Genomic DNA, 22,219 nt, shown 5'->3' with positions numbered 1-22,219 from the left:
CTGCGAGTCTGCCGAAAAGCGGTGCTAGCCGGCCATCTTTCGGTGCAGCTCGTCGAGCCGCCCGGCCACCGTGCCGTCGATGACCTCGTCGCCGATCTGCACCCGGATGCCACCGAGCAGGCCCGGCTCGACCTCCACGTGGGTGGTGACCGGACGGCCGTAGATCCGGCCCAGCGACGCACCCAGCCGGGCCTGCTGCTCGTCGGTCAACGGACGGGCCGTCTTGACGAACGCGACGATCTTGTCCCGCCGCTGCGCCGCCTGGTCGAGCAGCTCGCGCACCCCGTGGGTGAACGAACGCCCGGCCGTGTCCCGGGCCAGTGCATCGACCAGTTCGGTGACCAGGGTGTGGGCGCGGCCGGACAGCAGCCGGTGCACCAACGCTGATCGGGCCTCCGGATCCGCGGTCGGGTCGTCCAGGATGACCGACAATTCGGGGGCGGCGTCGACGATCCGGCCGAACCGGAACAGCTGGTCCTCGACCTCGTCCAGCTCGCCGGTCCGCTCGGCCCGGCGGAACATCGCGGTCCGGCTCAACCGCCGCATCGCGTCCTGCAGGTCGCGGGACGACGCCCACTTCAGCCGGACGGCGAACTGCACGACATCCAGCGCGGGCGCGCCGATCTTGCCGGTGAGCAGCCGTTCCATGATGCCGGCCCGGATATCGGGCGACAGCGTGTTCTCCGACACCGTCCGGCGCAGGGACACCTGAACCAGCAGCAGGTCCGAGACACCGTCCAGGTCGCTGCCCAGGGCGGCCAACCCGACGCCGTTCAGTGGCTCGGACACCTCCAGCAGGTGCCGGTTGGTCGCTTCCAGGGCCTCGCGGCTGGCGATGTGCTGGATCATCAGCGGTCCAGCTCGGCCAGGAAGCGCTCGACGGTGCGGTTCTGCCGGGCCTCGTCATCGAGCGACTCACCGACCACCTTGCCGGCCAGCTCGACCGACACCCGGCCGAGATCGGCGCGCAGTTCGGCGACGATCTGGGCCCGCTGCGCGTCCAGCTGCGCCCGGCCGGCCGCGGCGATCCGCTCGGCCTCGGCGTGCGCCTGGGCGAGCATGTCGTCCCGGATCGCCTGAGCCTGGGCCCGGGCATCCTCGCGGATCTTGGCGGCCTCCTCGCGAGCGCCGGCCAGCTGCTGGTTGTACCGATCCAGCGCGGCCTTGGCCTCGTTCTGGGCCTCCTCGGCCTTGGCGATGCCACCCTCGATCGCCTTGGTCCGGGCCGCGAACGCCTTCTCGAACTGGGGCCAGACGAACTTGCCCAGCACGATCAGCAGCAGCGCGAACCCGATCGCCGCGATGACGACCTCGCCCCAGGGCAGACCGATCGGGTTGGTCGTCCCCTCAGCGGCAATGTTCTGATTCATCACGATCCTGCACTCTCGAAAGGTCGGGGGCGGATCAGGTCAGGATGAACGGCACCACGAAGCCCAGCAGGGCCAGCGCCTCGGAGACCGCGAACCCGAGGAAGGCGTAGGTCCGGGTCAGGCCGGCGGACTCCGGCTGACGTGCGGTGGAGGAGATGTAGGCCGCCCACACGATGCCGACGCCGATACCCGGGCCGATGGCGGACAGACCGTAACCGAGAGTGCCGACGTTGCCGGTCAGTTCGGCGAGATCCATGAGTGCATTTCCTTTCACGCGATCCGTGGCGGATCCAGGTGGTCGATCGCTGACCGCGCCGGTGCGGGCCAGGTACTGCGGTCGGGTGGGACGGGTGCCGGTGGCGGGTTCAGTGCGAGTCGGCCAGTGACGATTCCAGGTAGATCGCGGTCAGCAGGCAGAACACGTAGGCCTGCAGCGAGCAGATCAGCAGCTCGAAGAACACCAGGCCGAGACTGCCGACGAACGGCAGGATGCCCAGCACGATGTTCACCGGGGTCCCGGTCCCCCACAGATACAGCGTGCCGACCGCCGCGATGGTGATCAGCATGTGGCCGGCGAACATGTTGGCGAACAACCGGATGGCCAGCGTGAACGGCCGCAGGATGATGTTGGACAGGAACTCGATCGGAATCAGCAGCAGGTGCATCGCCGCGGGAATCCCGGGGATGTAGCACATGAGTTTGAAGAAGCCGAAGAAACCGTGCTTCTGGATGCCGACGAACATGTAGATGAACCACACGGTCAGCGCCAGCAGGACCGGGATCGCGAAGTGCGACGTCACCGGCATCTGGGCGAAAGGCACGATGCCCCAGAGGTTCTGCACGATGATGAAGGCGAACAGGGTGGCCAGGAAGCCGGCCCATTTGCGCCCGTTCGCGCCGCCCAGGATCTCGATCGCGACGCCGTTGCGGACGAACCCGTAGGCGCTCTCACCGGCGAACTGCATCTTCCCGGGGACCACCGCCGCCTTGCGCGACGCGGCCAGGTAGAACGCCATGATCAGGATGACGCCGAGGCCCAGCAGGACCATCGCCTTCACCGAGGAGACGATCTCGCCCTCCCCGACCTTGTCGAAGAAGAACGAATGCTCGACGGTGGGCGGCTCGAATATGCCGCCGTCGTCCGTCGCGGTCAGCATCACCGCTGACAGGAGGCTCACGCCACCGTCTCCCTTCGGGTACCGGTGCAGGGCGCCGCATCCGGCCGGGTCATCGACCCGGTCGGACGCAGTGCCCTGCGCCGATTCGCTGTCTTCGCTTCACGTAGTGCTCGTGCCGCGTCCGCCTTCGCTCGCGCGGACGATGTCAACTCGCTGGTCTCCGGCGTGGCGTCGGCCCGCACCGCGTGCCGCGTCACCACTGCATAGATACCCAGTGCCATGCCGACGACCGCGCCCACCGGCGCCATCACCCGGATGTCCCACCACTGGTCGAGCAACCAGCCCAGGCCACCGAACAGGAGCAGTCCCGACATCAGGCTGCCCAGCACGGCCCATCCCTCGTCGGCTCCCGGCGATGGGGGCTTGGCCTTGGGAAACATCTTCATGGCGTCCCGGACCTTATCAGGAGACTCAGACGTCCCGTGCACCCGGTTCTCATGGCGTGGCGCCCGCCGCAACGCTTTCGCAACCCTTTGGCCTGCAGGTTTGCCGGCCCCGTCGGCTCCGTCGGCTCGGACCGGACAAGCGTCGGGTTACCGCGGGTCCACGTAGAAGAGCTTCAATGTCCAGACATATCTCATATGTGCGCCCAGCCACAGAAACACGCCGAGGCCGATGGCGCCGGCCATCCAGCGGACGTTCACCGGACCGTCGATCGGCATCGTCATCAGGATCAGGGCGAGGATGAAGACCTTGATCACGTAGGCGAACAGTGCGGCAACCATCACAGTATTCGGGTTGGTCCGGCCGACCCAGGCGATGACGACGGCCGAGAACGTGAAGAAGGCGCCGACGATCACAGTGCCGATCAGCACCCCGAGCACGGCCCCCCAGCCCGCGACGACGGCTCCCACCACGCCGAGGATCAGTCCGCCGGCCACCAGCACCGGCAGGCACAGCTTCAGGTGATCCAGCGACCAGGCGCCGGCCGACCGGCTGCGGTCGGCGATCTTGGCGGCCGCCTGGATCTGCGCCGACAGGTCGACCGGCGGTCGGCTCGGCCGCTCGTTCGGGGGCGATTCTCCGGTCACGGGATCTTGGCTCACCTTTGCGGTCGGGTTCCGGCGTTCACCGCAGTGTGGCAGGAATCCGGTTGCGCTCGCGCCGCGTCCGCCGCCCGGCCTGCACCCGTGGCCACACCGAGAACATCAGCCCCACCAGGAACAGCACAGTCGTCGGGATGAGGGCGATCTGCCAGGTGACGAACGTCAGCGAGACCGCGCTCGCGGCCAGGGCGAAGGCCCAGTAGTAGAAGATGAGCACGGCCTGCCGGTGGGTGTGACCGATGGCCAGCATGCGGTGGTGCAGATGCCGGTTGTCCGCACTGAACGGGTGTCGACCCTCCTTGGTGCGCCGGATCACCGCCAGCAGGAAGTCCAGCACCGGGATGAAGATCACGGCGAGGGCCACGATCAGCGGGGTCAGCAGGGCGATCGTGGACCGCGGACCGAAGGTGGCCGGGTCCAGCTTCCCGCCTGCGCTGACGATCGCCCCGGCCATCGCCAGCCCGATGAACATCGAGCCGGAGTCGCCCATGAAGATCCGGGCCGGATAGAAGTTGTGCGGCAGGAACCCGATGCAGGCGCCCAGCAACGCCGCCGCGATCAGCGGCGGCTGGGAGGCCGAGGTGTCGTCGCCGGAGAGCACCAGTTGCCGGGCGGAGAAGATGAACAGTGCGAACGCGCTGATCGCGGCGACCCCGGCGAGCAGCCCGTCGAGCCCGTCGATGAAGTTCATCGCGTTGGTCAGCACCACGATCAACAGCACCGTCAGCACGATGCCCTGGGTCTGGTCCAGGCTGACCAGGCTGCCGCCCGACGGCCCGCTGCTGGGCAGCCACAACACCTGCCACTGCACGCCGAACAGCACCATCACGCCGGCGGCCAGGATCTGGCCGGCCAGCTTGGCGACCGCGTCCAGATCGAACCGGTCGTCGATGATGCCGACCAGGCAGATCACCCCGCCGGCGGCCAGCACGCCGACGATCTCGGACGAGGAGAAGAACGCCGCGCCCAGCGCGGGCAGCTGCAGCGCCATCAGCACCGCGGCGGCGAAGCCGAGGTAGACGGCCAGGCCACCCATCCGCGGCGTCGGCAGCGAGTGGACGTCGCGCTCCCGGATCGGCGACACCGCGCCGACCCGCACGGCGATCAGCCGCACCACCCCGGTCAGCAGGAATGTCACGACCACCGCAGCGCCGCAGACCAGGGCGTATTCGCGCAACGGAAGGACGTAGGGCGTCACCGACGTAGGGTAGTGCGCCGACCCGGAACCACCGGTGCTACACGACGATCTCGACGAGAACGTACGGATTGAGCCCGGTTCGCCGGAGCGCTGGCGGCATCGACTCGACCCACCACCGCGCTGCTCGCGCCGCCGGCTGCGGAACACCGGGTCGTTCCAGGGCGCTGAATCCGAAATAGCTCGCCAGCGGGAGCGGCCGGACCCGTTCACGCCCGAACCAGCGGTCGACGTCGCGGTAGGACGGCAGGTGGTAACTGCCCCACACCTGGTGAACGTTCACGCCGAATCGATCGAAGATGCGGGCTCGCAGCGGAGCCTGCGTCTGCTCGTCGGTCGGGCCGTGCTGGATGTCGAGGGGAAACGACTTGTTCGGGCAGGCCATCAGGATCCGCCCGCCGGGGCGGACCACCCGGAGCAACTCGCGGGCGAATTCCGCCCGTTGCTGCCGCCAGTCGGACGCCAACGTGAGATGACCGGTGGTGGTTCCGACATGCTCCATGACGCCGAGAGTCCAGGCCACGTCGAAGGCGTCATCCGCGAACGGCATTTCGGTGACCGAGCCGACCACGAACTGGTCGGCCGGCCGCCCGGCCGCCCGCCAGTAAGCGGCCACGGCGCTCATGTCCAGGCCGACCGCGCAGTGACCATCGCGACGCGCCTCGGCAACGGCGGTGCCCGTCCCGGATCCGGCGTCGAGAACGGTCAGCCCGGTCCCACCCCGGGGACCGCGCAGCCAGTCCGCGAGGTACTCGCGGTACACGCGCTCGCCGCCGGACTCCTGGATGTGCGCGCACTCACTGCTGGTGGATTCGATGGTCAGCACCGGGCTACCCGGCCGGGCGAGTTCGAGATAGCCGTGGTCGCCGCGGCCGAAGGAGTGTCCTCCATTCCGGCAGCGCCACCCGGACCCGTCGCTCTCCAGGTCGGAGCGGTCCAGCGGGCAGGCAAGCAGGGTGCTGAGCGTCCGATCGGCATCGGTCGAAGCGGACATCGCCGCAAGCTACCACCCGGGCCGCACGCCGGACCCGGCGACCCGGCGAGGCGCCCATGGACGAGCTTTACCGAACCGCAACGTGCCATTCGCGCAACGGCGGGACGGGTGGTCCGTCTCCATCAGGTAGCTCCGATTCGCCAGGACAGTGACCGGGTTCGATGCCCGGACCCGGTCACCGTCACCGCCGCCGCGCGAGGCGAATCAGCGTTGCCGAACTGTCAGTTGTGCCGAACTGAACATGAGCCCCACGCCGGGAGCTGCCCGCAGGCCCGATCACGACACGCCGTCGGATCGGGCCTTCGGCTTCTTCCGGTCCCGTCGGGGCACGACAGCCCGTCCCGCGGGCACTCGGGGACGCACCCGGTCGGGTGCGCGCGCCGGCTCAGCGGGCGGTGGCGTCCTCGACGGCGCCGACGACGTCCCGGAGCCGGTCCAGCGGGACCGCGCCGACCCGCAGCACCCGGGGGATGTCGCCGGTGATGTCCACCACGGTGGACGCCACCCCGATCGGTGACGGGCCGCCGTCCAGGTACACCGACACCTGCTCGCCGAGCTGGTCGTGCGCATCGGCGGCGGTGGTGGCCGGCGGGTTCCCGCTCCGGTTCGCGCTGGACACCGCCATCGGCCCGACCAGCCGCAGCAGGTCGATCGCCACCGGATGCAGCGGCATCCGCACCATCACCGTGCCGTTCGCGTCACCCAGGTCCCACTGCAATGACGGGGCGTGCTCGATGACCAGCGACAACCCGCCCGGCCAGAACGCCTCGACCAGGGTTCGGGCGACCGGCGGCACCGCCATCACCAGGCCCTCGATGGTGGTCCAGGAACCGACCAGCACGGGCACCGGCATGTCCGGACCGCGCCCCTTGGCGGCCAGCAATGCGCGCACCGCGGCCGCATTGAACGCGTCCGCGCCGATGCCGTAGACCGTGTCGGTGGGCATCACCACCAGGTTGCCGGATGCGGCGGCGTGCGCCGCGGCCTCCAACCCGGCCCGCCGGTCGATGGGATCCGCGCAATCGAAGGTGCTCACGAGTGGCCAGTCAACCGCACCCGGGTCGCGGTGACGAACCGCGGCCGCCCGGCCAGATCCTGGTGCTCCTGGACATCGGTGAGGACCCGACGGGACCGCAGCAGCGCCGGCGCCGATTCACCCTGGGTGTCGTCGTGCTCGACGGCCAGCACCCCGCCGACCTTCAGCATCGCCGCCGCCACCGACAGCAGCGGGCGGATCACCGACAACCCGTCCGGGCCGGCGAACACCGCATCCGGCGGGTCGTGCTCGGCCACCTCCGGTTCGACCGGGGTGCCGTCGGGCACGTACGGCGGGTTCGCGGTGACCAGGTCGACGACGCCGTCGAGGTCGGCCAGCAGGCGATCGTCGAAGATGTCGCCGCCTCGCAACTCGACCGGGGTCCGCCCGGCGTCCGCCTGGGCAACGGCGTTGCGCCGGGCCCAGGCCAGGGCGACGGACGATCGCTCGACCCCGATCACCCGGGCGTCCGGGCGTTCCGCGGCGATGGCCAGGGCGAGCGCCCCGCTGCCGGTGCACAGGTCCACCACCACCGGCCGCTCGACGGCGGCGATCGCATGCACGGCCCAGGCCAGTAGGGATTCGGTCTCGGGTCGGGGGATGAACACCCCGGGGCCGACCGCCAGGGTGGCCCGGCCGAACTGCGCAGTGCCCAGCAGGTGCTGCAGCGGGATGCGCCGGGCCCGTTGCTCGATCAGGGCGCCGTAGTCCGCCAGGAAGTCGTCCTCGACCAGCGGGGTCAGGCCCAACCGGGTGCGCTGGACGCCGAGCAGGTGCGCCGCCAACTCCTGGGCATCGACGTCCGGACTGGCCACACCGGCGGCCGCCAGCGTCCGCGACGCATCCAGGATCGCCGCGCGCAGGGAGTGCCGGCTCATCCCGCCGCCCTCTCGACGCACGTCGCCGGCCCGGTCGCGTCCACCGGGACGCCGGGTTGATCGCGTCCGACGTGCTCTCGGCCGGTCTCGCTCATGACGAACCCGCGCCGGCCAGCCGTTCCGCCCGGTCGGCGGCGGACAGTGCGTCCAGGACGGCGTCCAGGTCCCCGTCGAGGACGGCGTCCAGGTTGTAGGCCTTGTAGCCGACGCGGTGATCGGCGATGCGGTTCTCCGGGAAGTTGTAGGTGCGGACGCGTTCGGACCGGTCGACCGTGCGGACCTGGGACCGGCGGGCGTCGGCCGCAGCGGCGTCCGCGCTGGCCCGGGCCGCGGCGAGCATCCGGGCCCGCAGGATCCGCATCGCCTGTTCCTTGTTCTGCAGCTGCGACTTCTCGTTCTGGCAGGACACCACGATGCCGGTCGGCAGATGGGTGATCCGCACCGCCGAGTCGGTCGTGTTCACCGATTGGCCGCCCGGTCCGGAGGACCGGAACACGTCGATCCGCAGGTCGTTGTCGTTGATCTCGACATCGTTGACGTCCTCGACCTCGGGGGCGACGAACACGCCGGCCGCCGATGTGTGGACCCGCCCCTGGGATTCGGTGACCGGGACGCGCTGCACCCGGTGCACGCCGCCCTCGTACTTGAGCCGGGCCCAGACCCCGTCCGGCAGCCCGCCGCCCGCCTTCACCGCGACCGTGGCGTCCTTGTAGCCGCCCAGGTCCGATTCGGTGGCCGAGAGCACCTCGGTCTTCCAGCCCCGCCGTTCGGCGTACCGCAGGTACATGCGCAGCAGGTCACCGGCGAACAGGGCCGACTCCTCGCCACCCTCCCCTGCCTTCACCTCGATCAGCACGTCCTTGCCGTCGTCCGGATCGCGGGGCACCAGCAATTCGGCCAGCCTGGCCTCGAGCTCGTCCACCCGGGCGGCCAGGCTGCGGGCCTCGTCGGCGAACGCCGGGTCCTCCTCGGACAGCTCCCGGGCGGCCCCGAGGTCGCCCCGAGTTGATTCGAGATCCCGGGCGGTGGCGACGATCGGGGTCAGCTCGGCGTACCGGCGGCCCAGCTTGCGGCTGGCCGACTGGTCCGCGTGCACCGCCGGATCGGCCAGTTTGATCTGCAGGTCCTCGTACTCGGCGACGAGCGAATCCACCGCCGACGCGCTGCTCGTGCTCATCCGCCCACCACCTCCGCCTGTCGGGACCCGGCCTCGGCCGGTCTCCTTCGCTGATCAAACCCGCGAGAACGTGCCCGAAATGTCGCATCCGGCGCGGGTTTGATCAGCGAACCCGCGCGCCGGGCCCGGGACGACCCCCTCGAACGGGCGGCCCGGGACGCGAAACGGCGCCCGCCGGCTCCCTCGTGAGGAGCCCGCGGGCGCCGTGATCGTGCTAACGGCTGCGCTTGCCGTACCGCGCCTCGAAGCGGGCGACCCGGCCGCCGGTGTCCAGGATCTTCTGCTTGCCCGTGTAGAACGGGTGGCAGTTGGAGCAGACCTCGACGTGGATCGAACCACTGGTCTCGGTGCTGCGGGTGGTGAAGGTGTTACCACAGCCGCAGTGCACCTCGGTGGTGACGTACGCAGGGTGAATGCCGGTCTTCATTGCGGGTTCCTCTTTCCGGGAGAGCCTTTCGGACGGGCCGCCGGGTCGCCCGCGTCAATGCGCGCAGACGTGAACCGGAGCCGGGCTCGACCGACCAGTATTCCAGATCAGCCGGTCGATATGCCAAACGCGGGCCCGTCCGCGCCTATTCCCCGCCGTCCGGAGTGGCGTCCGCACCCGCCGACGCAGGCACCAACCGGATGCCCAACGCCCCGGCCGGGGCGAACCCCAGCCGCCCCCCGAGTGTGGAGAACCGGCCGCGCAGGCCGTACTTGCGCACCAGTGCGGCCAGCACGCGGTCCACCGACGACGCCGGCAGGACCCGACCGACCGCCGGCACGGCGCGGCCCAGCGGCTCGCCCCGGATGCTGCACGGCCCCACCGTGCAGGTCCCGTCGCGGCGCAGGCGTTTGACCTTGCCCGCCGTCGGGTTCGTCCAGACCCACAGCTGATCGCCGGCGGTCCCGGGCCAGTCCGGGTCCGCGGGCATCACCCACACCGGCGTCGGGACGGGCGTGCCGTCCCGACGAAAACTGGTGAGCAGCATGTAGTCCGCCCGGCTCAGTACGTCAGCCGGATCCGGCCGGGCCGGTCGGCTCAATCGTTGTTCCCACCGGGCGTGGTCTTGGCCACCTGCATCAGGAACTCGACGTTGCTGCGCGTCTTGCGGAGCCGGTCCAGCACCAGTTCGATGGCCTGCTGGGTGTCCAACGCGGACAGCACCCGGCGCAGCTTGACCACCACGGCGAGTTCGTCGGGCGACATGAGCAGGTCCTCCTTGCGGGTGGAGGACTGATCCACGTCGATCGCCGGGAAGATCCGCTTGTCGGCCAGCCGCCGGTCCAGCTTGAGTTCGGCGTTGCCGGTGCCCTTGAACTCCTCGAAGATCACCGTGTCGCCGGCCGACCCGGTCTCCACCAGTGCGGAGGCGAAAATGGTCAGCGAGCCGCCGTTTTCGATGTTCCGGGCCGCGCCGAGGAACCGCTTGGGCGGGAACAACGCCGTCGAATCGACACCACCGGACAGGATCCGGCCCGATGCGGGGGCGGCCAGGTTGTAGGCGCGACCCAACCGGGTGATCGAATCCAGCAGCACGACGACGTCCCGGCCCATCTCGACCAGCCGCTTGGCCCGTTCGATGGACAGTTCGGCCACCAGGGTGTGGTCGGCCGGCGGACGGTCGAAGGTCGAGGCGATGACCTCACCCTTCACCGACCGCTGCATGTCGGTGACCTCTTCCGGCCGCTCGTCGACGAGCACCACCATCAGGTGGCATTCCGGATTGTTCGTGGTGATCGCGTTGGCGATGGCCTGCATGACCATCGTCTTGCCGGCCTTGGGCGGCGACACGATGAGCGCCCGCTGGCCCTTGCCGACCGGCATCACCAGGTCGATGACGCGGGTGGTGAGCAGGTGCGCCTCGGTCTCCAGGCGCAGCCGATCATTGGGGTACAGCGGCGTCAGCTTGGTGAATTCGGGCCGGTTCTTGGCCTGCTCGGGGTCGAGGCCGTTCACCGAGTCGAGCCGGACCAGCGCGTTGAACTTCTGCCGCTGCTGCTCCCCCTCGCGCTGGGCGCGGACCGCGCCGGTGACCGCGTCACCGCGGCGCAGCCCGTTCTTGCGGACCTGGGACAACGACACGTACACATCGTTCGGGCCGGTGAGGTACCCCGAGGTGCGGATGAACGCGTAGGAATCCAGCACGTCGAGGATGCCGGCGACCGGCACCAGCACGTCGTCCTCGCGCAGCTCCGGCTCGCTGGGGCCCTCCGCGTAGCGGTCGGTCCGGGTGCCGCGCCGGTTGCGATCGCGGTAGCGGCGGCCGCGCCGGCCACGGCCGTCACCCTCGTCGTCGTCGTCCCGGCGGTTGTCGTCCCGGCGGTTGTCGGGCCGGTTGTCGTCGCGCCGGTTGTCGCCGCGATTGTCCGGCCGGGTCTGCGGGCCGCCCGAACGGTTCTGATCGCGGTTCTGCTGCCCGACGTTCTGATCCCGAGCCTGATCCCGGCCCTGCTCACGACCCTGGTCGCGCTGCTGGTCACGGCCCTGCTGCGGACGCTCGCCGGTGACCGCGCCAGTGGCGGCACCGTTGCTCGAACCCTCGGCGGGTTCGGTTCGATCCCGCGGGTCGCGCCGGCCGCGCCGGCTCCGGCGACCGCGCTGGCCGTCCTCGCCGGATGCGGCACCCGACTCCTGATCGACGTCACCGTCCCGGCCGGCGGCACCGTCGGTGCTGTCGGTGGTGTCGGTGGTGCTCGACGCGGTGGTGCTCGACGCGCTGGCGCCGGGAGCCGACTCCTCCACGGCCGGAGCGGGCCGCCGCTGGTCCGCCGCAGATTCGGCGGGTGCCGTGGCCAACTCGCCGAGCGGCAGTTCCGGTTCACGGCGGTGGCCGTTGGTCGCCGGCGCCTTGCTCGGCGCGCCCTCGCCCTGCTTCGCGGTGATCGCGGCGACGAGGTCGCCCTTGCGCATGCCCGACGTGCCGCGAATGCCCAGCTGAGAGGCCAGGGCCTTGAGGTCGGTCAGCACCATGCCCGACAGTCCCTCACCCTTGCGGGCGCGACCGCGCCCGGCCCGCGGCGCATCGGCGCCGGCCGGGGCGGTGGGGGCTTCGAGCGACTCCGTGGTTTCCGTCACGAAGATCCTTCCTGTCCGGCCGATTCGGTTCGACCGGGATTGGAGCGCCGCCCAGCGGGCGGCTGCCATGGCGTGCCCTGCGAGGACACGACCAGATACACCGATCACCGCCATTGACGCCTCGGCTCGAAACCGGACCTGTCGGATCCTCAGTCGGATCCACTGCCGTCAGCAGGTGCCGTCGGCAGCTTCGTCAGGATGGGAGCGGCGGGATGTAATCTCCAACACCGCGGCGGTACAGCCGGTGATCGCTCTCAACAGTAACCGCATCGGACGCGCATCAGCAACTGTGGGTGAGCGTGTCGCGCCGGCGTCGATGGCGCATCGATCCAGCATCGATCAGGCACCCACTCCGACGATCAATCGAGCAGCTGCGCGCCCGATGTGCAGACGGGCACGAAGTCGACGTCGAAACCCGGTCGCCGCCATCGATTCACGTCGAAGTCGCCGGTCACCAGGGCGATCACCGCTGGGCCGGCGCCGGAGATGACGGCCGCCACTCCGGTGTCCCGCAGCTGCGTCATCAACGCGGCCGACGCGGGCATGGCCGCGGCCCGGTACTGCTGGTGCAGGCGGTCGCGGGTGGCCGGCATCAGGAAGGACGGGTCCTCGGTGATGGCGTGCACGAGCAGCGCCGCCGCGGCGGCGTTGGCGCCGGCGTCGGCATGCGGAACGGTGGCCGGCAGCAGGCCGCGGGTGTGATGGGTGGAACTGGACTCGTCGGCGGCGAAAACCACCACCCGGATATCCGGATGCACCGCCCGGCGGACGGCGACCGGTTGCCCGGCGTTGTCGGTGAATGCCACGGTGAACCCGCCGTACAGCGCGGGGGCAACGTTGTCGGGATGTCCCTCCATCGCGGTGCCAAGGGCCAGCACGGTCTCATCGGAGAGCATGGGACCGCCGTCGGCCACCACCAGGGCGCGCCCCAGCAGCAGGCCGGCCACGATCGCGGCGGCCGACGATCCCAGCCCACCCCCGTGCGGGATCCGATTCACGCAGGTCAGCCGGATCCCGGGCAGCGGTGCGCCGGCCGCGTGATAGGCCTCGACCATCGCCCGCACCACCAGGTGCCGCTCGTCCAACGGCACGTCCCCGGCCCCGAACCCGGAGACCACGACCTCCAGCGGGCCGTCGGTGCGGCAGACGCTGACCTCGTCGTACCGGGCCAGCGCCAGCCCGAAGCTGTCGAACCCGGGACCCAGGTTGGCCGAGGTGGCGGGCACCCGCACGGTGTACGTCGGGCCGTCCGTCTCCCCCCGCGTCATCCGGTCAGGCCGAGCGCATCGGTGACCGCCTCGGCGGCCACCGGCAGGACCACCGGATCGGTCATGAAGCCCATCGCGGTGTCCGGGTCCTTCAGCCCGTTGCCGGTCACGGTGCACACCACCACGGAGTCGCCCGGCAATCGCCCATCGGCGACGGTGGCGATCAACCCGGCCACCGACGCCGCCGAGGCCGGCTCCACGAACACGCCCTCGGTGCCGGCGAGCAGCCGGTAGGCGCTCAGGATCTGCTCGTCGGTGACCATGTCGATCAGCCCGTGAGATTCGTCACGCGCGGTGGTCGCGCCCTTCCAGGACGCGGGCGCGCCGATCCGGATGGCGGTGGCGATGGTGTCCGGATCGGACACCGGGTGGCCCAACACCAACGGGGCCGCGCCGGCGGCCTGGAATCCGAACATCCGCGGCAGCGCGTCGATGACGCCGTCGGCGTGGTACTCCCGATAACCTTTCCAGTACGCGGTGATGTTGCCCGCATTGCCCACCGGGAGCAGGTGGACGTCGGGGGCCCGGCCGAGCACGTCGCAGATCTCGAAGGCCGCGGTCTTCTGCCCCTCGATGCGCACCGGATTGACCGAGTTGACCAGTTCGATCTCGTCGGTGGTCGCCGCGGTCTTGCGCGCCAGTTCCAGACAGTCGTCGAAGTTGCCCTCGATCTGCAGGATCCGCGCGCCGTAGGCCACCGCCTGGGCCAGTTTGCCGGCGGCGATCTTGCCTTGCGGGATCAACACCGCGCTGGTCAGACCGGCCCGCGCGGCATAGGCGGCCGCCGACGCCGACGTGTTGCCGGTGGACGCGCAGATCACCGCGCGCGCCCCGCGGGCCAGCGCGTGAGTGACGGCCACCGTCATGCCACGGTCCTTGAACGACCCGGTCGGGTTGGCCCCCTCGACCTTCAGGTACACCTGCACGCCGAGTCGCTCGGACAGCGTGTGCGCCGGCAGCAGTGGGGTGCCACCCTCCAACAGCGTGACCACCCGGGCGCCGGGGGGCACGGCCACCCGGTCGCCGTAGGCAGCGATCAGCCCGGGCCAGCCCAGGCCGGTCAGGCCGGGCGCGGCGGTCGTTCCGTTCATCGCATGTCCCCCGTCACCCGCATCACGGACGTGACCGCACGCACCGAATCGAGGTCGGCCAGCCGCCGCACGGTGGCCGACAGCGCGGCGTCCGGCGCACTGTGGGTGACGACGACCAGCCGGGCGTCGTCGCCGCGGCCCTCCTGCCGCACCGTGGAGATGGACACCTCGGCGTCCGCGAACGCCATGGCGACCGCGGCCAGCACGCCGGCCTTGTCGTCCACGTCGAGGCTGATGTGGTATTTCGACAGGACGTCCCCCATGGGCAGGATCGGCAACGCCGCGTACGACGACTCGCGAGGCCCGCGCCCGCCGGCGACCTTGTTCCGGGCCACCGCCACCAGGTCGCCGAGCACCGCCGAGGCGGTGGGCGCGCCACCCGCGCCGGGGCCGTAGAACATCAACCGCCCGGCCGCCTCGGCCTCCACGTACACCGCGTTGTAGGCGCCGTCCACGGAGGCCAGCGGATGCGAGGTGGGCAGCATCACCGGGTGCACCCGTGCTGAGACAGCATCCGCGCCGTCCGGCCCCGGCACCCGCTCGCAGATGGCCAGCAGCTTGACCGTGCAACCGATCTCGCGGGCGGCGGCGATGTCGGCGGCCGACACGTTCGCGATGCCCTCGCGGTAGACGTCGCGGGCGGCGACCCGGGTGTGGAAACCGATCGAGGCCATGATCGCGGCCTTGGCCGCGGCATCGAACCCGTCGACGTCGGCGGTCGGGTCGGCCTCCGCGTAGCCCAGCCGGGTCGCCTCGGCCAGCGCCTCGTGATAGCCCATCCCGGTGTCGACCATGTTCGACAGGATGAAATTCGTGGTGCCGTTGACAATGCCCATGATCCGCACGATCCGGTCACCGGCCAGGGACTCGCGCAGCGGGCGGATCAGTGGGATCGCGCCGGCCACGGCCGCCTCGAAGTACAGGTCGGCGCCCGCCGCGTCGGCCGCCCGGTACAGCTGCGGGCCGTGTTCGGCCAGCAGCGCCTTGTTCGCGGTGACCACCCCGGCGCCGCGTCCGAGCGCGGTCAGCAACAGGTCCTTGGTCGGTTCGATGCCGCCGATCACCTCGACGACGACGTCGATGCCGCCATCGGTCACCACCCCGGCCGCATCCGTGGTCAACAACCCGGCCGGGATGTCCGGGTGCCGCTCCGGCCGCCGGACGGCGACCGCCACCAGCTCCAGCTTCGCGCCCACCCGGGCAGTGAGTTCGTCGGCCTGCTCGACGAGCAGCCGGACCACCTGGGACCCGACGACGCCCGCGCCCAGCACCCCGACCCGGACCACCGGGGCGACGGCCGGCACCTCGGGGTTGAACTCGACCCGCCCGGTCATCGCGACCCTCCCGGTCTGGTGACGTCCCGGAACACCCGGAACGCGTAGATCAGCAGCAGGATCACGACGGCGATCGCGGCGATCGCGATAGTGATCGTCAGCCATTGGGGCAGGTCCGGCTTGATCAGGGTGATGACGATCAGCACCCCGGCCAGGATGAGCAGGACGACGCCGGGGACCAGCGAGGCCGGCTTGGCCGGCTTCTGGTCGGGGTCGTCGGCAGGACTGGTCACCGGGTCTCCAGGAGCATCAGGTCGTCGTCGGTCTCGCGTCGCAACACCACTCGGGAAACGCCGCTGGCAGCCCCGCCCGTTCCGTCATTGAATACCGCCACGACCGCCGGGCGCGGCACCCGGTTGTAGTTGCTGGCCATGGCGTAGCAGTAGGCGCCGGTGGCGGCCACCGCGAGCAGGTCACCGATGGCCAGGTCGCCGGGCAGGTAGCAGTCGCGGACGACGATGTCGCCGCTCTCGCAGTGCTTGCCGACCACCCGGGACAGGACCGGCGTGGCGTCGGAGGAACGGGACGCCAGGGCGACCGTGTATTCGGCGTCGTACAGGGCGGTGCGGATGTTGTCGCTCATCCCGCCGTCCACCGAGACGTATCGGCGGGTCAGGCCGCCGTCCAGCTTCACGTCCTTGATCGTGCCGACCTCGTACAGCGTCACGGTGCCCGGTCCGGCGATGGCCCGGCCCGGTTCGACCATCACCGCCGGCACACTCAGCCCGGCCAGTTGGCACTCCCGGCCGACGATGTCGAGCAGGGACTTGGCCATCACGTCGGGCGCGGGCGGGTCGTCGTCGGCGGTGTAGGCGATGCCCAGCCCGCCGCCCAGGTCCAGCGTGGTGAGCGTCTGCGTGACCTGCGGAAACTCCTCGACGATGGCCCGCAGGAGCCCGACCACCCGGTGCGCGGCGACCTCGAAGCCGGACGGATCGAAGATCTGCGAGCCGATGTGCGAGTGCAGTCCCACCAGCCGCAGGCCGCGCAGCGCGACCACCCGGCGTACCGCCTCGGCCGCGTCGCCGCCGGTCAGCGAGAACCCGAACTTCTGATCCTCGTGCGCGGTCGCGATGAACTCGTGCGTGTGCGCCTCGACGCCCACCGTCACCCTGACCATCACCGGCACCGGGTCGTCCGCCCGATGCTCGACAAATCCGGCCAGCCGGGCGATCTCGTCGAACGAGTCGATCACGATCGACCCGATGCGGTTCTGGACCGCCAGCGCCAGCTCGGCGTCGGACTTGTTGGAGCCGTGCAGCGCGATCCGCGCTGGCGGGAATCCGGCCCGCAGCGCCAGCTTCAGCTCACCGGAGGTGCACACGTCCAGCGCCAGCCCCTCGTCGGCCAGCCAGCGCACGATCTCACTGCACAGGAATGCCTTGCCGGCGTAGTGCACGCTGCCGGCGCCGCCGAACGCGTGCGCGAAATCCTGGCAACGGCTGCGGAAGTCGGCCTCGTCGATCACCATCAGCGGGGTTCCGTGGCGGCTGGTCAGATCGCGAACGTCCGCTCCGGCCAGGCTGATCGAGCCGGCGTCGGTGCGGGTCGCACCGCGCGGCCAGACCGTCGGGTCCAGCCGGTTCAGGTCGGGGGGCGCGCCGTGCCCGGGCCGGTCCGGGTGCAGCTCACCCGAGCGGGGCCCCGCCGGATGCGTCCTCACATCCGCTCCGGGGCGTCGACGCCGAGCACGGCCAGACCGTTGGCCAGCACCTGCCGGGTGGCCGCGCAGAGCCAGAGCCGGGCGATAGTCGGCGCCCCTGCCATCTCTGACCCGAGGGGCAGCACGCGCACCGAGTCGTAGAACTTGTGGTAACCCGAGGCCAGGTCCTCCAGGTAGCGGGCCACCCGGTGCGGTTCGCGCAGCTCGGCGGCGGTGGCCAGCACCCCGGGATACGCGGCGAGCAGCGCGATGAGCTCCGACTCCCGCGGGGTGTCGAGCAGCGCGGGGTCGTAGGTCCCCCCCGTTTCCAGACCGAGGTCGATGCCCAGGTCGGCGGCGTTGCGGGCCAGCGAGGCCAGCCGAGCGTGCGCGTATTGCACGTAGAACACCGGATTGTCGCTGGTCTGCCGGGTCCACAGGTCCAGGTCCAGGTCCAGGGTGGTGTCCACCGAGTAGCGGATCAGTGCGTACCGGGCGGCGTCCACGCCCAGCGCCTCGATCAGGTCGTCCAGGGTGATGACGGTACCGGCCCGCTTGCTCATCCGGAGCGGCTGGCCGTCCCGGACCAGGTTCACCATCTGTCCGATGAGCACCTCGACCACGTCGGGGTCGTCGCCGAACGCGGCCGCGGCGGCCTTGAGCCGGGCGATGTACCCGTGGTGGTCCGCGCCGAGCATGTAGATGCACAGGTCGAAGCCGCGCGAGCGCTTGTCCAGGAAGTAGGCCAGGTCACCGGCGATGTACGCGGGTTGCCCGTCGGACTTGATGACGACCCGGTCCTTGTCGTCGCCGTAGGCCATGGAGTTCAGCCACCAGGCGCCGTCGGCGAACGTGAGATGGCCGGAGTCCTTGAGCCGTTGCACGGCGGCGTCCACCGCACCGCTCTCGTGCAGCGAGTTCTCGTGGAAGTACACGTCGAAGTCGGTGCGGAACGTGTGCAGGGTGGCCTTGATCTCCTCGAACATCAGCTCGACGCCCGCCCGGCGGTAGATCTCGGTCGCCTGCTCGTCGGGCAGGTCCGGGGCCGCGGGCTGCTCGGCGGTCACCCGGCCGGCAATCTCGCCGATGTAGTCGCCGCCGTAGCCGTCCTCGGGGGCCGGTTGATCCCGGGCCGCGGCCAGCAGCGAGCGGGCGAACCGGTCGATCTGCGCGCCGGCGTCGTTGAAGTAGTACTCGCGCAGCACCGAGGCGCCCTGGGTGGCCAGGATCCGGCCCAGCGCGTCGCCGACCGCGGCCCAGCGGGCACCGCCGATGTGGATGGGTCCGGTCGGGTTGGCCGAGACGAACTCCAGATTGACCTGCCGGCCGGCGAGCGCATCGCCGGCGCCGTACCCGGCGCCGTCGGCCACGATCCGGCCGACCAGGGCGGCCGCCGCGGCGGTCTCCACGGTGATGTTCAGAAAGCCCGGACCGGCGATCTCGACATCGGCGATGCCGGGCGCCGCTCGCAGGTGGGCGGCGAGTACCTCGGCGATCTCCCGGGGCGGCCGGCGCGCCGCCTTGGCCAGCTTCATCGCGATCGGGGTGGCGTAGTCGCCATGGTCGCGGGACTTGGGACGGTCGAGGGGAATGTCGGCCGGTACCTCGACGTCGATGTGACCGTCGGCCACGGCCGATGCCAGGGCACGGCGAACGGCGTCGGCCAACTGCACGGGATCCACCGGGCCATTCTAGGAAGCAACCGCCGGGGTGATTGCACGCCGGGCGTTCCACGGCGCGGTGCGGCCGACGGGCGGCCGGGTCCCCGGGCACCCGGCGGGCGACGTGGACCCGACCGGATTCCGGCCGGATCGGTCGACTCCGCCGCCGCGGGCGGCGCCCTCGCGCGGCGCGTCGTGGATCCGGCGGCCGACCGTGCCGACGACGGTCCCCGCGCTCACGCAGACGCGACGGGGCCGGTACGTAGACTGGACCGTCGGCCACCGGCCACCCTGCGCTCCTGCCGAGACCGGCGGAAGCACCTTGGAACAAGCGTCGAACAGCAAGGACCGCACCCGCATCATGGTCAGTGGCAAGAGCACGAAGAAGAGCCGTCCCCCCGCGCCGGTGGTCTCCCGACGGCAGGGCCTGCCCTGGCTCACGATCGCCGCCGTCGTGGCCGTGGTCGCACTGGCCGCCGGCATCTTCTTCGTGGTGTTCAACAAGACGCAGGAGAAGAGTGCGGCCGCGGACGCGCTCGCGCCATGGACACCGTCGGAGTCGAACCAGGACCCGTCGGTGAACATCGCGGGCATCTACGTCGGCGCGAACACCCCGGCCACCGCCGACGGTCCGGCCAGCTACGTCGATTACAAGGCCGCCATCCACATCAACGCGGACCAGCGGGTGGCCTACAACCGGTTCCCGCCGGTCGGCGGCCCGCACGACGGGACATGGGCCAACTGCAACGGCATCGTCTACCAGACCGCCGTGCGCAACGAGAACATGGTGCACACGCTCGAACACGGGGCCGTGTGGATCACCTACAACCCGGACACCATCGCACCGGGTGACCTGGACGTCCTGAAGTCGCTGGTGAACGGTCAGCCGTACACCTCGTTGTCCCCCTACCCGGGCCTGGACCGGCCGATCGCCCTGCAGGCCTGGGCGCACCAGTTGAAGGTCGATTCCGCGTCCGACGAGCGGGTCAAGCAGTTCGTCACCGCGCTGCGGCAGAACCGCTGGGTCTACCCGGAGACCGGCGCGACGTGCCAGCAGCCGTCCTTCGACACGGCGAACCCGCCGGCCTTCGACCCGACGCCGCCCGGCGCCGGAGCGATCCCGATGTCCGGCACCGGCGGCGTGGTCAACTCCACCGAGATGTCGGTGGCCAGCAGTGACGAGTCGGTCGACGCGACGGCCTCGGTCCCGGTGACGACCGCCGATCAGTCGCCCGCGGAGGCGCCGTCACCGCCGGCCGCGGAAACGCCGACCACCGCGGGCTGACCACGATGACCCGGCCGACCGACCCGACATCCGGTTCCGCCGCCGGCCCGCCCGGCGACGTCACCACGCCCCGCCCCGGACTGTCCCGCCCGGTCACCATCCTGCTGCTGGTGGCGGCGGCGGTCGTCCTCCTGCTGGTCGGCGCGACCCTCGGGCTGGCCCTGTCCGGCGCGTTCCGCTCCGAGCCCGCGACGCCGGACAGCTCGTCGGTGGACGCCGGCTTCGCCCGGGACATGATCGTGCATCACGACCAGGGTGTGCTGATGGCGCACTACGCCGAGCAGAACACGCAGGACCCGGAGATCGGCGTGATGGCCTACGACATCGGCTACACGCAGACCGATCAGATCGGGCAGATGCAGGGCTGGTTGTCCCTGTGGGATCTGCCCGAGTCGACCGACGCCCCGCGGATGGGCTGGATGTCCGGCAGCCAGGGCGGGCACGACATGGGCGCGATGACGTCCGCCGCGCCGACCGCCGCGCCGACCGGCGCCACCCGTGCGACGTCGGCACCGTCGAGCGCACCCGCCACCTCGGCGGGCGAGACCCCGCTGATGCCGGGGATGGCAACGAACAGCGAGATCGCGCGCCTGCAGGCGCTGCGCGGGACGGAATCGGACATCTACTTCCTGCAGCTGATGATCCGTCACCATCAGGGCGGCCAGCCGATGATGGAGTACGCGGCCGAGCACGCCACCAACCCCGTCGTCCGCAACTTCGCCGACAAGATGGCCCAGTCCCAATCCGCGGAGATCTCCGTGATGACCCAGATGCTCGCCGAGCGGGGTGCCGAGCCGCTGCCTGCCCCTGCCGGCTGAATCCCGGTGCGGTCCGCGTCACGGGGCGGTATTTCTGCGGCTCCGGCCCCGTCCTGACGCGTGGCAGCAGGATTCCGCACCCCTGGGGACAGACACCGATGACCACCGCACTCACGTTCGCACCTCCTCGCCGGAACCGGTTGATGATCATCGTCGGATCCGTCTTCCTGGCCGTGGGCCTCGTCCTGGGCACGGTGTTCGTGCTCATCGGCTCGAAGGACTACTCGGCCTACACGGCCCGGGCCGGCGCCACCGTGGTCGACGTCGACGTGCACACCTCCCGCAGCAACGGCAAGACCAGGACCACCCGCGACTACGACGTGCAGTTCACCGCCGACGGCCGGACCTATCGGATCACCGATATCGGCGGCGTCCGCTCAGGCGGCGACCTGTCCACCGGCGACACCGTCGCCGTCGCCTTCCCGCCCGCTGACCCGCAGCAGGCGGTGTGGGCCGGCACCGTCGAGGGCGGCGCGACGCTGCTGCTGTTCGTCGGGCTCGGGACCGGGCTGCTCTTCGGCGTTCTCGGCGCCACCCTCCTGGCCCTCGGTCTGCGGCGACGTCCCGGCCCGATCACGCCGGCCCCCGGCGCCCGGGTTGCCGGCCCCATCCCGGCCGACCCCGGCGCCGCCACCGATCTCGGACGCCCCTGGACGTTCGACGAGGTGGTGCGCGACCTGGCGCGCCGGACCACCGGCACCCCGTACACGGTTGACCGGTCCGGCGACGCGGTGACCGTCCGGATCGATCTGGCCGACGCCCGCTGGTGGGCCCTGCTGCAACGGCAGGGCCTGACCACGTCGTACTCGACGACCCTGTCCCCCGTCGGACCGGGCAAGGCGGCCCGCTCCGACCTGCTCAGCGAATTCGAGTGGGCCGCCGGACCCGATGGCCGGCTGGTCCCCCGGCTGACCGGACGGGTCTCATCGGCGGGTGGCCGGGTCTGGGCCGTCGGCGCGGAGAAGATCTGGGCGTTCGGGCCGGACGGGGTGACCAAGGTGGTCGACTACCGGCTCGATTCGGGCGAGCTGCACCAGCTGGTCAGCACCACACTGGATCGGGCCGGCTGGTCCACCGCCTTCGACACCCAGTCCAGGATCGGGCTGTGGGTGGCCGCCGTCGGCGCCCTCGGTGCGGTGGCCGCCGGCGTCGCGGTGCTGGCGCTCTGACCGCCGACCCGCGGGC

Annotated in this window: 23 protein-coding genes; 3 read left to right on the top strand and 20 right to left on the bottom strand. The window is 70.9% G+C overall.

The features are described 5' to 3' along the window. Positions 1–24: 24 nt before the first annotated feature. The 20 genes from ACILSK_RS02995 to argS all read right to left on the bottom strand — a co-directional run bounded on the left by ACILSK_RS02995 (position 25) and on the right by argS (position 18,952). A complete protein-coding gene (locus ACILSK_RS02995) occupies positions 25–849 on the bottom strand; it encodes a F0F1 ATP synthase subunit delta (RefSeq protein WP_395725632.1) in 825 nt (274 codons plus the stop codon). Beyond that, positions 849–1,370, bottom strand: a complete 522-nt coding sequence (locus tag ACILSK_RS02990) for a F0F1 ATP synthase subunit B (RefSeq protein ID WP_395725631.1) — start codon at positions 1,368–1,370, stop codon at positions 849–851. Before ACILSK_RS02990 ends, ACILSK_RS02995 begins: the two co-directional genes overlap by 1 nt. Before the next feature lie 34 nt (positions 1,371–1,404). Further along, entirely contained in the window at positions 1,405–1,626 is a 222-nt protein-coding gene (gene atpE, locus ACILSK_RS02985; RefSeq protein WP_395725630.1) for an ATP synthase F0 subunit C, read from the bottom strand. Between the two features lie 109 nt (positions 1,627–1,735). Beyond that, positions 1,736–2,548 carry a F0F1 ATP synthase subunit A gene (gene atpB, locus ACILSK_RS02980; RefSeq protein WP_395725629.1) on the bottom strand — a complete coding sequence of 271 codons (813 nt, stop codon included), beginning with the start codon at positions 2,546–2,548 and terminating at the stop codon, positions 1,736–1,738. Continuing rightward, positions 2,545–2,934, bottom strand: a complete 390-nt coding sequence (locus tag ACILSK_RS02975) for a hypothetical protein (RefSeq protein ID WP_395725628.1) — start codon at positions 2,932–2,934, stop codon at positions 2,545–2,547. Before ACILSK_RS02975 ends, atpB begins: the two co-directional genes overlap by 4 nt. A 147-nt stretch (positions 2,935–3,081) precedes the next feature. Next, entirely contained in the window at positions 3,082–3,579 is a 498-nt protein-coding gene (locus ACILSK_RS02970; protein ID WP_395725627.1) for a hypothetical protein, read from the bottom strand. Positions 3,580–3,616: 37 nt separating this feature from the next. Next, positions 3,617–4,792 (bottom strand): glycosyltransferase family 4 protein, encoded by a 1,176-nt coding sequence (locus ACILSK_RS02965; protein WP_395725626.1) that lies wholly within the window; start codon positions 4,790–4,792, stop codon positions 3,617–3,619. A gap of 37 nt (positions 4,793–4,829) precedes the next feature. Further along, positions 4,830–5,783, bottom strand: coding sequence for a class I SAM-dependent methyltransferase (locus ACILSK_RS02960; protein ID WP_395725625.1), 954 nt, complete (start codon positions 5,781–5,783; stop codon positions 4,830–4,832). A gap of 385 nt (positions 5,784–6,168) precedes the next feature. Beyond that, positions 6,169–6,819 carry an L-threonylcarbamoyladenylate synthase gene (locus ACILSK_RS02955; protein WP_395725624.1) on the bottom strand — a complete coding sequence of 217 codons (651 nt, stop codon included), beginning with the start codon at positions 6,817–6,819 and terminating at the stop codon, positions 6,169–6,171. Next, complete coding sequence (gene prmC, locus ACILSK_RS02950; protein WP_395725623.1) at positions 6,816–7,697, bottom strand: peptide chain release factor N(5)-glutamine methyltransferase; 882 nt, start codon at positions 7,695–7,697, stop codon at positions 6,816–6,818. The genes ACILSK_RS02955 and prmC overlap by 4 nt, the downstream gene beginning before the upstream one ends. Before the next feature lie 91 nt (positions 7,698–7,788). After that, entirely contained in the window at positions 7,789–8,874 is a 1,086-nt protein-coding gene (gene prfA, locus ACILSK_RS02945; protein WP_395725622.1) for a peptide chain release factor 1, read from the bottom strand. Between the two features lie 214 nt (positions 8,875–9,088). Next, the gene (rpmE, locus tag ACILSK_RS02940) at positions 9,089–9,301 is read right to left on the bottom strand and encodes a 50S ribosomal protein L31 (RefSeq protein ID WP_395725621.1); all 213 of its coding nucleotides are present in this window, start codon (positions 9,299–9,301) and stop codon (positions 9,089–9,091) included. A 145-nt stretch (positions 9,302–9,446) separates the two neighbouring features. Then, entirely contained in the window at positions 9,447–9,902 is a 456-nt protein-coding gene (locus ACILSK_RS02935; protein ID WP_395725620.1) for a PPOX class F420-dependent oxidoreductase, read from the bottom strand. Next, complete coding sequence (gene rho, locus ACILSK_RS02930; protein WP_395725619.1) at positions 9,899–11,935, bottom strand: transcription termination factor Rho; 2,037 nt, start codon at positions 11,933–11,935, stop codon at positions 9,899–9,901. The genes ACILSK_RS02935 and rho overlap by 4 nt, the downstream gene beginning before the upstream one ends. A gap of 359 nt (positions 11,936–12,294) precedes the next feature. Next, the gene (gene thrB, locus ACILSK_RS02925) at positions 12,295–13,203 is read right to left on the bottom strand and encodes a homoserine kinase (protein ID WP_395725618.1); all 909 of its coding nucleotides are present in this window, start codon (positions 13,201–13,203) and stop codon (positions 12,295–12,297) included. Continuing rightward, positions 13,200–14,294 (bottom strand): threonine synthase, encoded by a 1,095-nt coding sequence (gene thrC / locus ACILSK_RS02920; protein ID WP_395725617.1) that lies wholly within the window; start codon positions 14,292–14,294, stop codon positions 13,200–13,202. Before thrC ends, thrB begins: the two co-directional genes overlap by 4 nt. After that, a complete protein-coding gene (locus tag ACILSK_RS02915; RefSeq protein ID WP_395725616.1) occupies positions 14,291–15,628 on the bottom strand; it encodes a homoserine dehydrogenase in 1,338 nt (445 codons plus the stop codon). Before ACILSK_RS02915 ends, thrC begins: the two co-directional genes overlap by 4 nt. After that, positions 15,625–15,861 (bottom strand): hypothetical protein, encoded by a 237-nt coding sequence (locus ACILSK_RS02910; RefSeq protein ID WP_395725615.1) that lies wholly within the window; start codon positions 15,859–15,861, stop codon positions 15,625–15,627. Before ACILSK_RS02910 ends, ACILSK_RS02915 begins: the two co-directional genes overlap by 4 nt. After that, a complete protein-coding gene (gene lysA, locus ACILSK_RS02905; protein ID WP_395725614.1) occupies positions 15,858–17,291 on the bottom strand; it encodes a diaminopimelate decarboxylase in 1,434 nt (477 codons plus the stop codon). The genes ACILSK_RS02910 and lysA overlap by 4 nt, the downstream gene beginning before the upstream one ends. Beyond that, a complete protein-coding gene (argS, locus tag ACILSK_RS02900; protein WP_395725613.1) occupies positions 17,288–18,952 on the bottom strand; it encodes an arginine--tRNA ligase in 1,665 nt (554 codons plus the stop codon). The genes lysA and argS overlap by 4 nt, the downstream gene beginning before the upstream one ends. A 301-nt stretch (positions 18,953–19,253) precedes the next feature. Between argS and ACILSK_RS02895 the strand changes: the two genes are divergently transcribed. From ACILSK_RS02895 to ACILSK_RS02885, 3 genes are all read left to right on the top strand, one after another. Beyond that, complete coding sequence (locus ACILSK_RS02895) at positions 19,254–20,216, top strand: DUF3105 domain-containing protein (protein ID WP_395725612.1); 963 nt, start codon at positions 19,254–19,256, stop codon at positions 20,214–20,216. Positions 20,217–20,221: 5 nt separating this feature from the next. Continuing rightward, entirely contained in the window at positions 20,222–21,034 is an 813-nt protein-coding gene (locus tag ACILSK_RS02890; protein ID WP_395725611.1) for a DUF305 domain-containing protein, read from the top strand. A gap of 98 nt (positions 21,035–21,132) precedes the next feature. Next, positions 21,133–22,203 (top strand): DUF3592 domain-containing protein, encoded by a 1,071-nt coding sequence (locus ACILSK_RS02885; protein WP_395725610.1) that lies wholly within the window; start codon positions 21,133–21,135, stop codon positions 22,201–22,203. Positions 22,204–22,219 lie beyond the last annotated feature (16 nt).

The organism is Nakamurella sp. (assembly GCF_044224575.1).
In the GTDB taxonomy this organism is placed as follows: domain Bacteria; phylum Actinomycetota; class Actinomycetes; order Mycobacteriales; family Nakamurellaceae; genus Nakamurella.
This window is presented reverse-complemented; position numbering and strand designations above follow the sequence as displayed.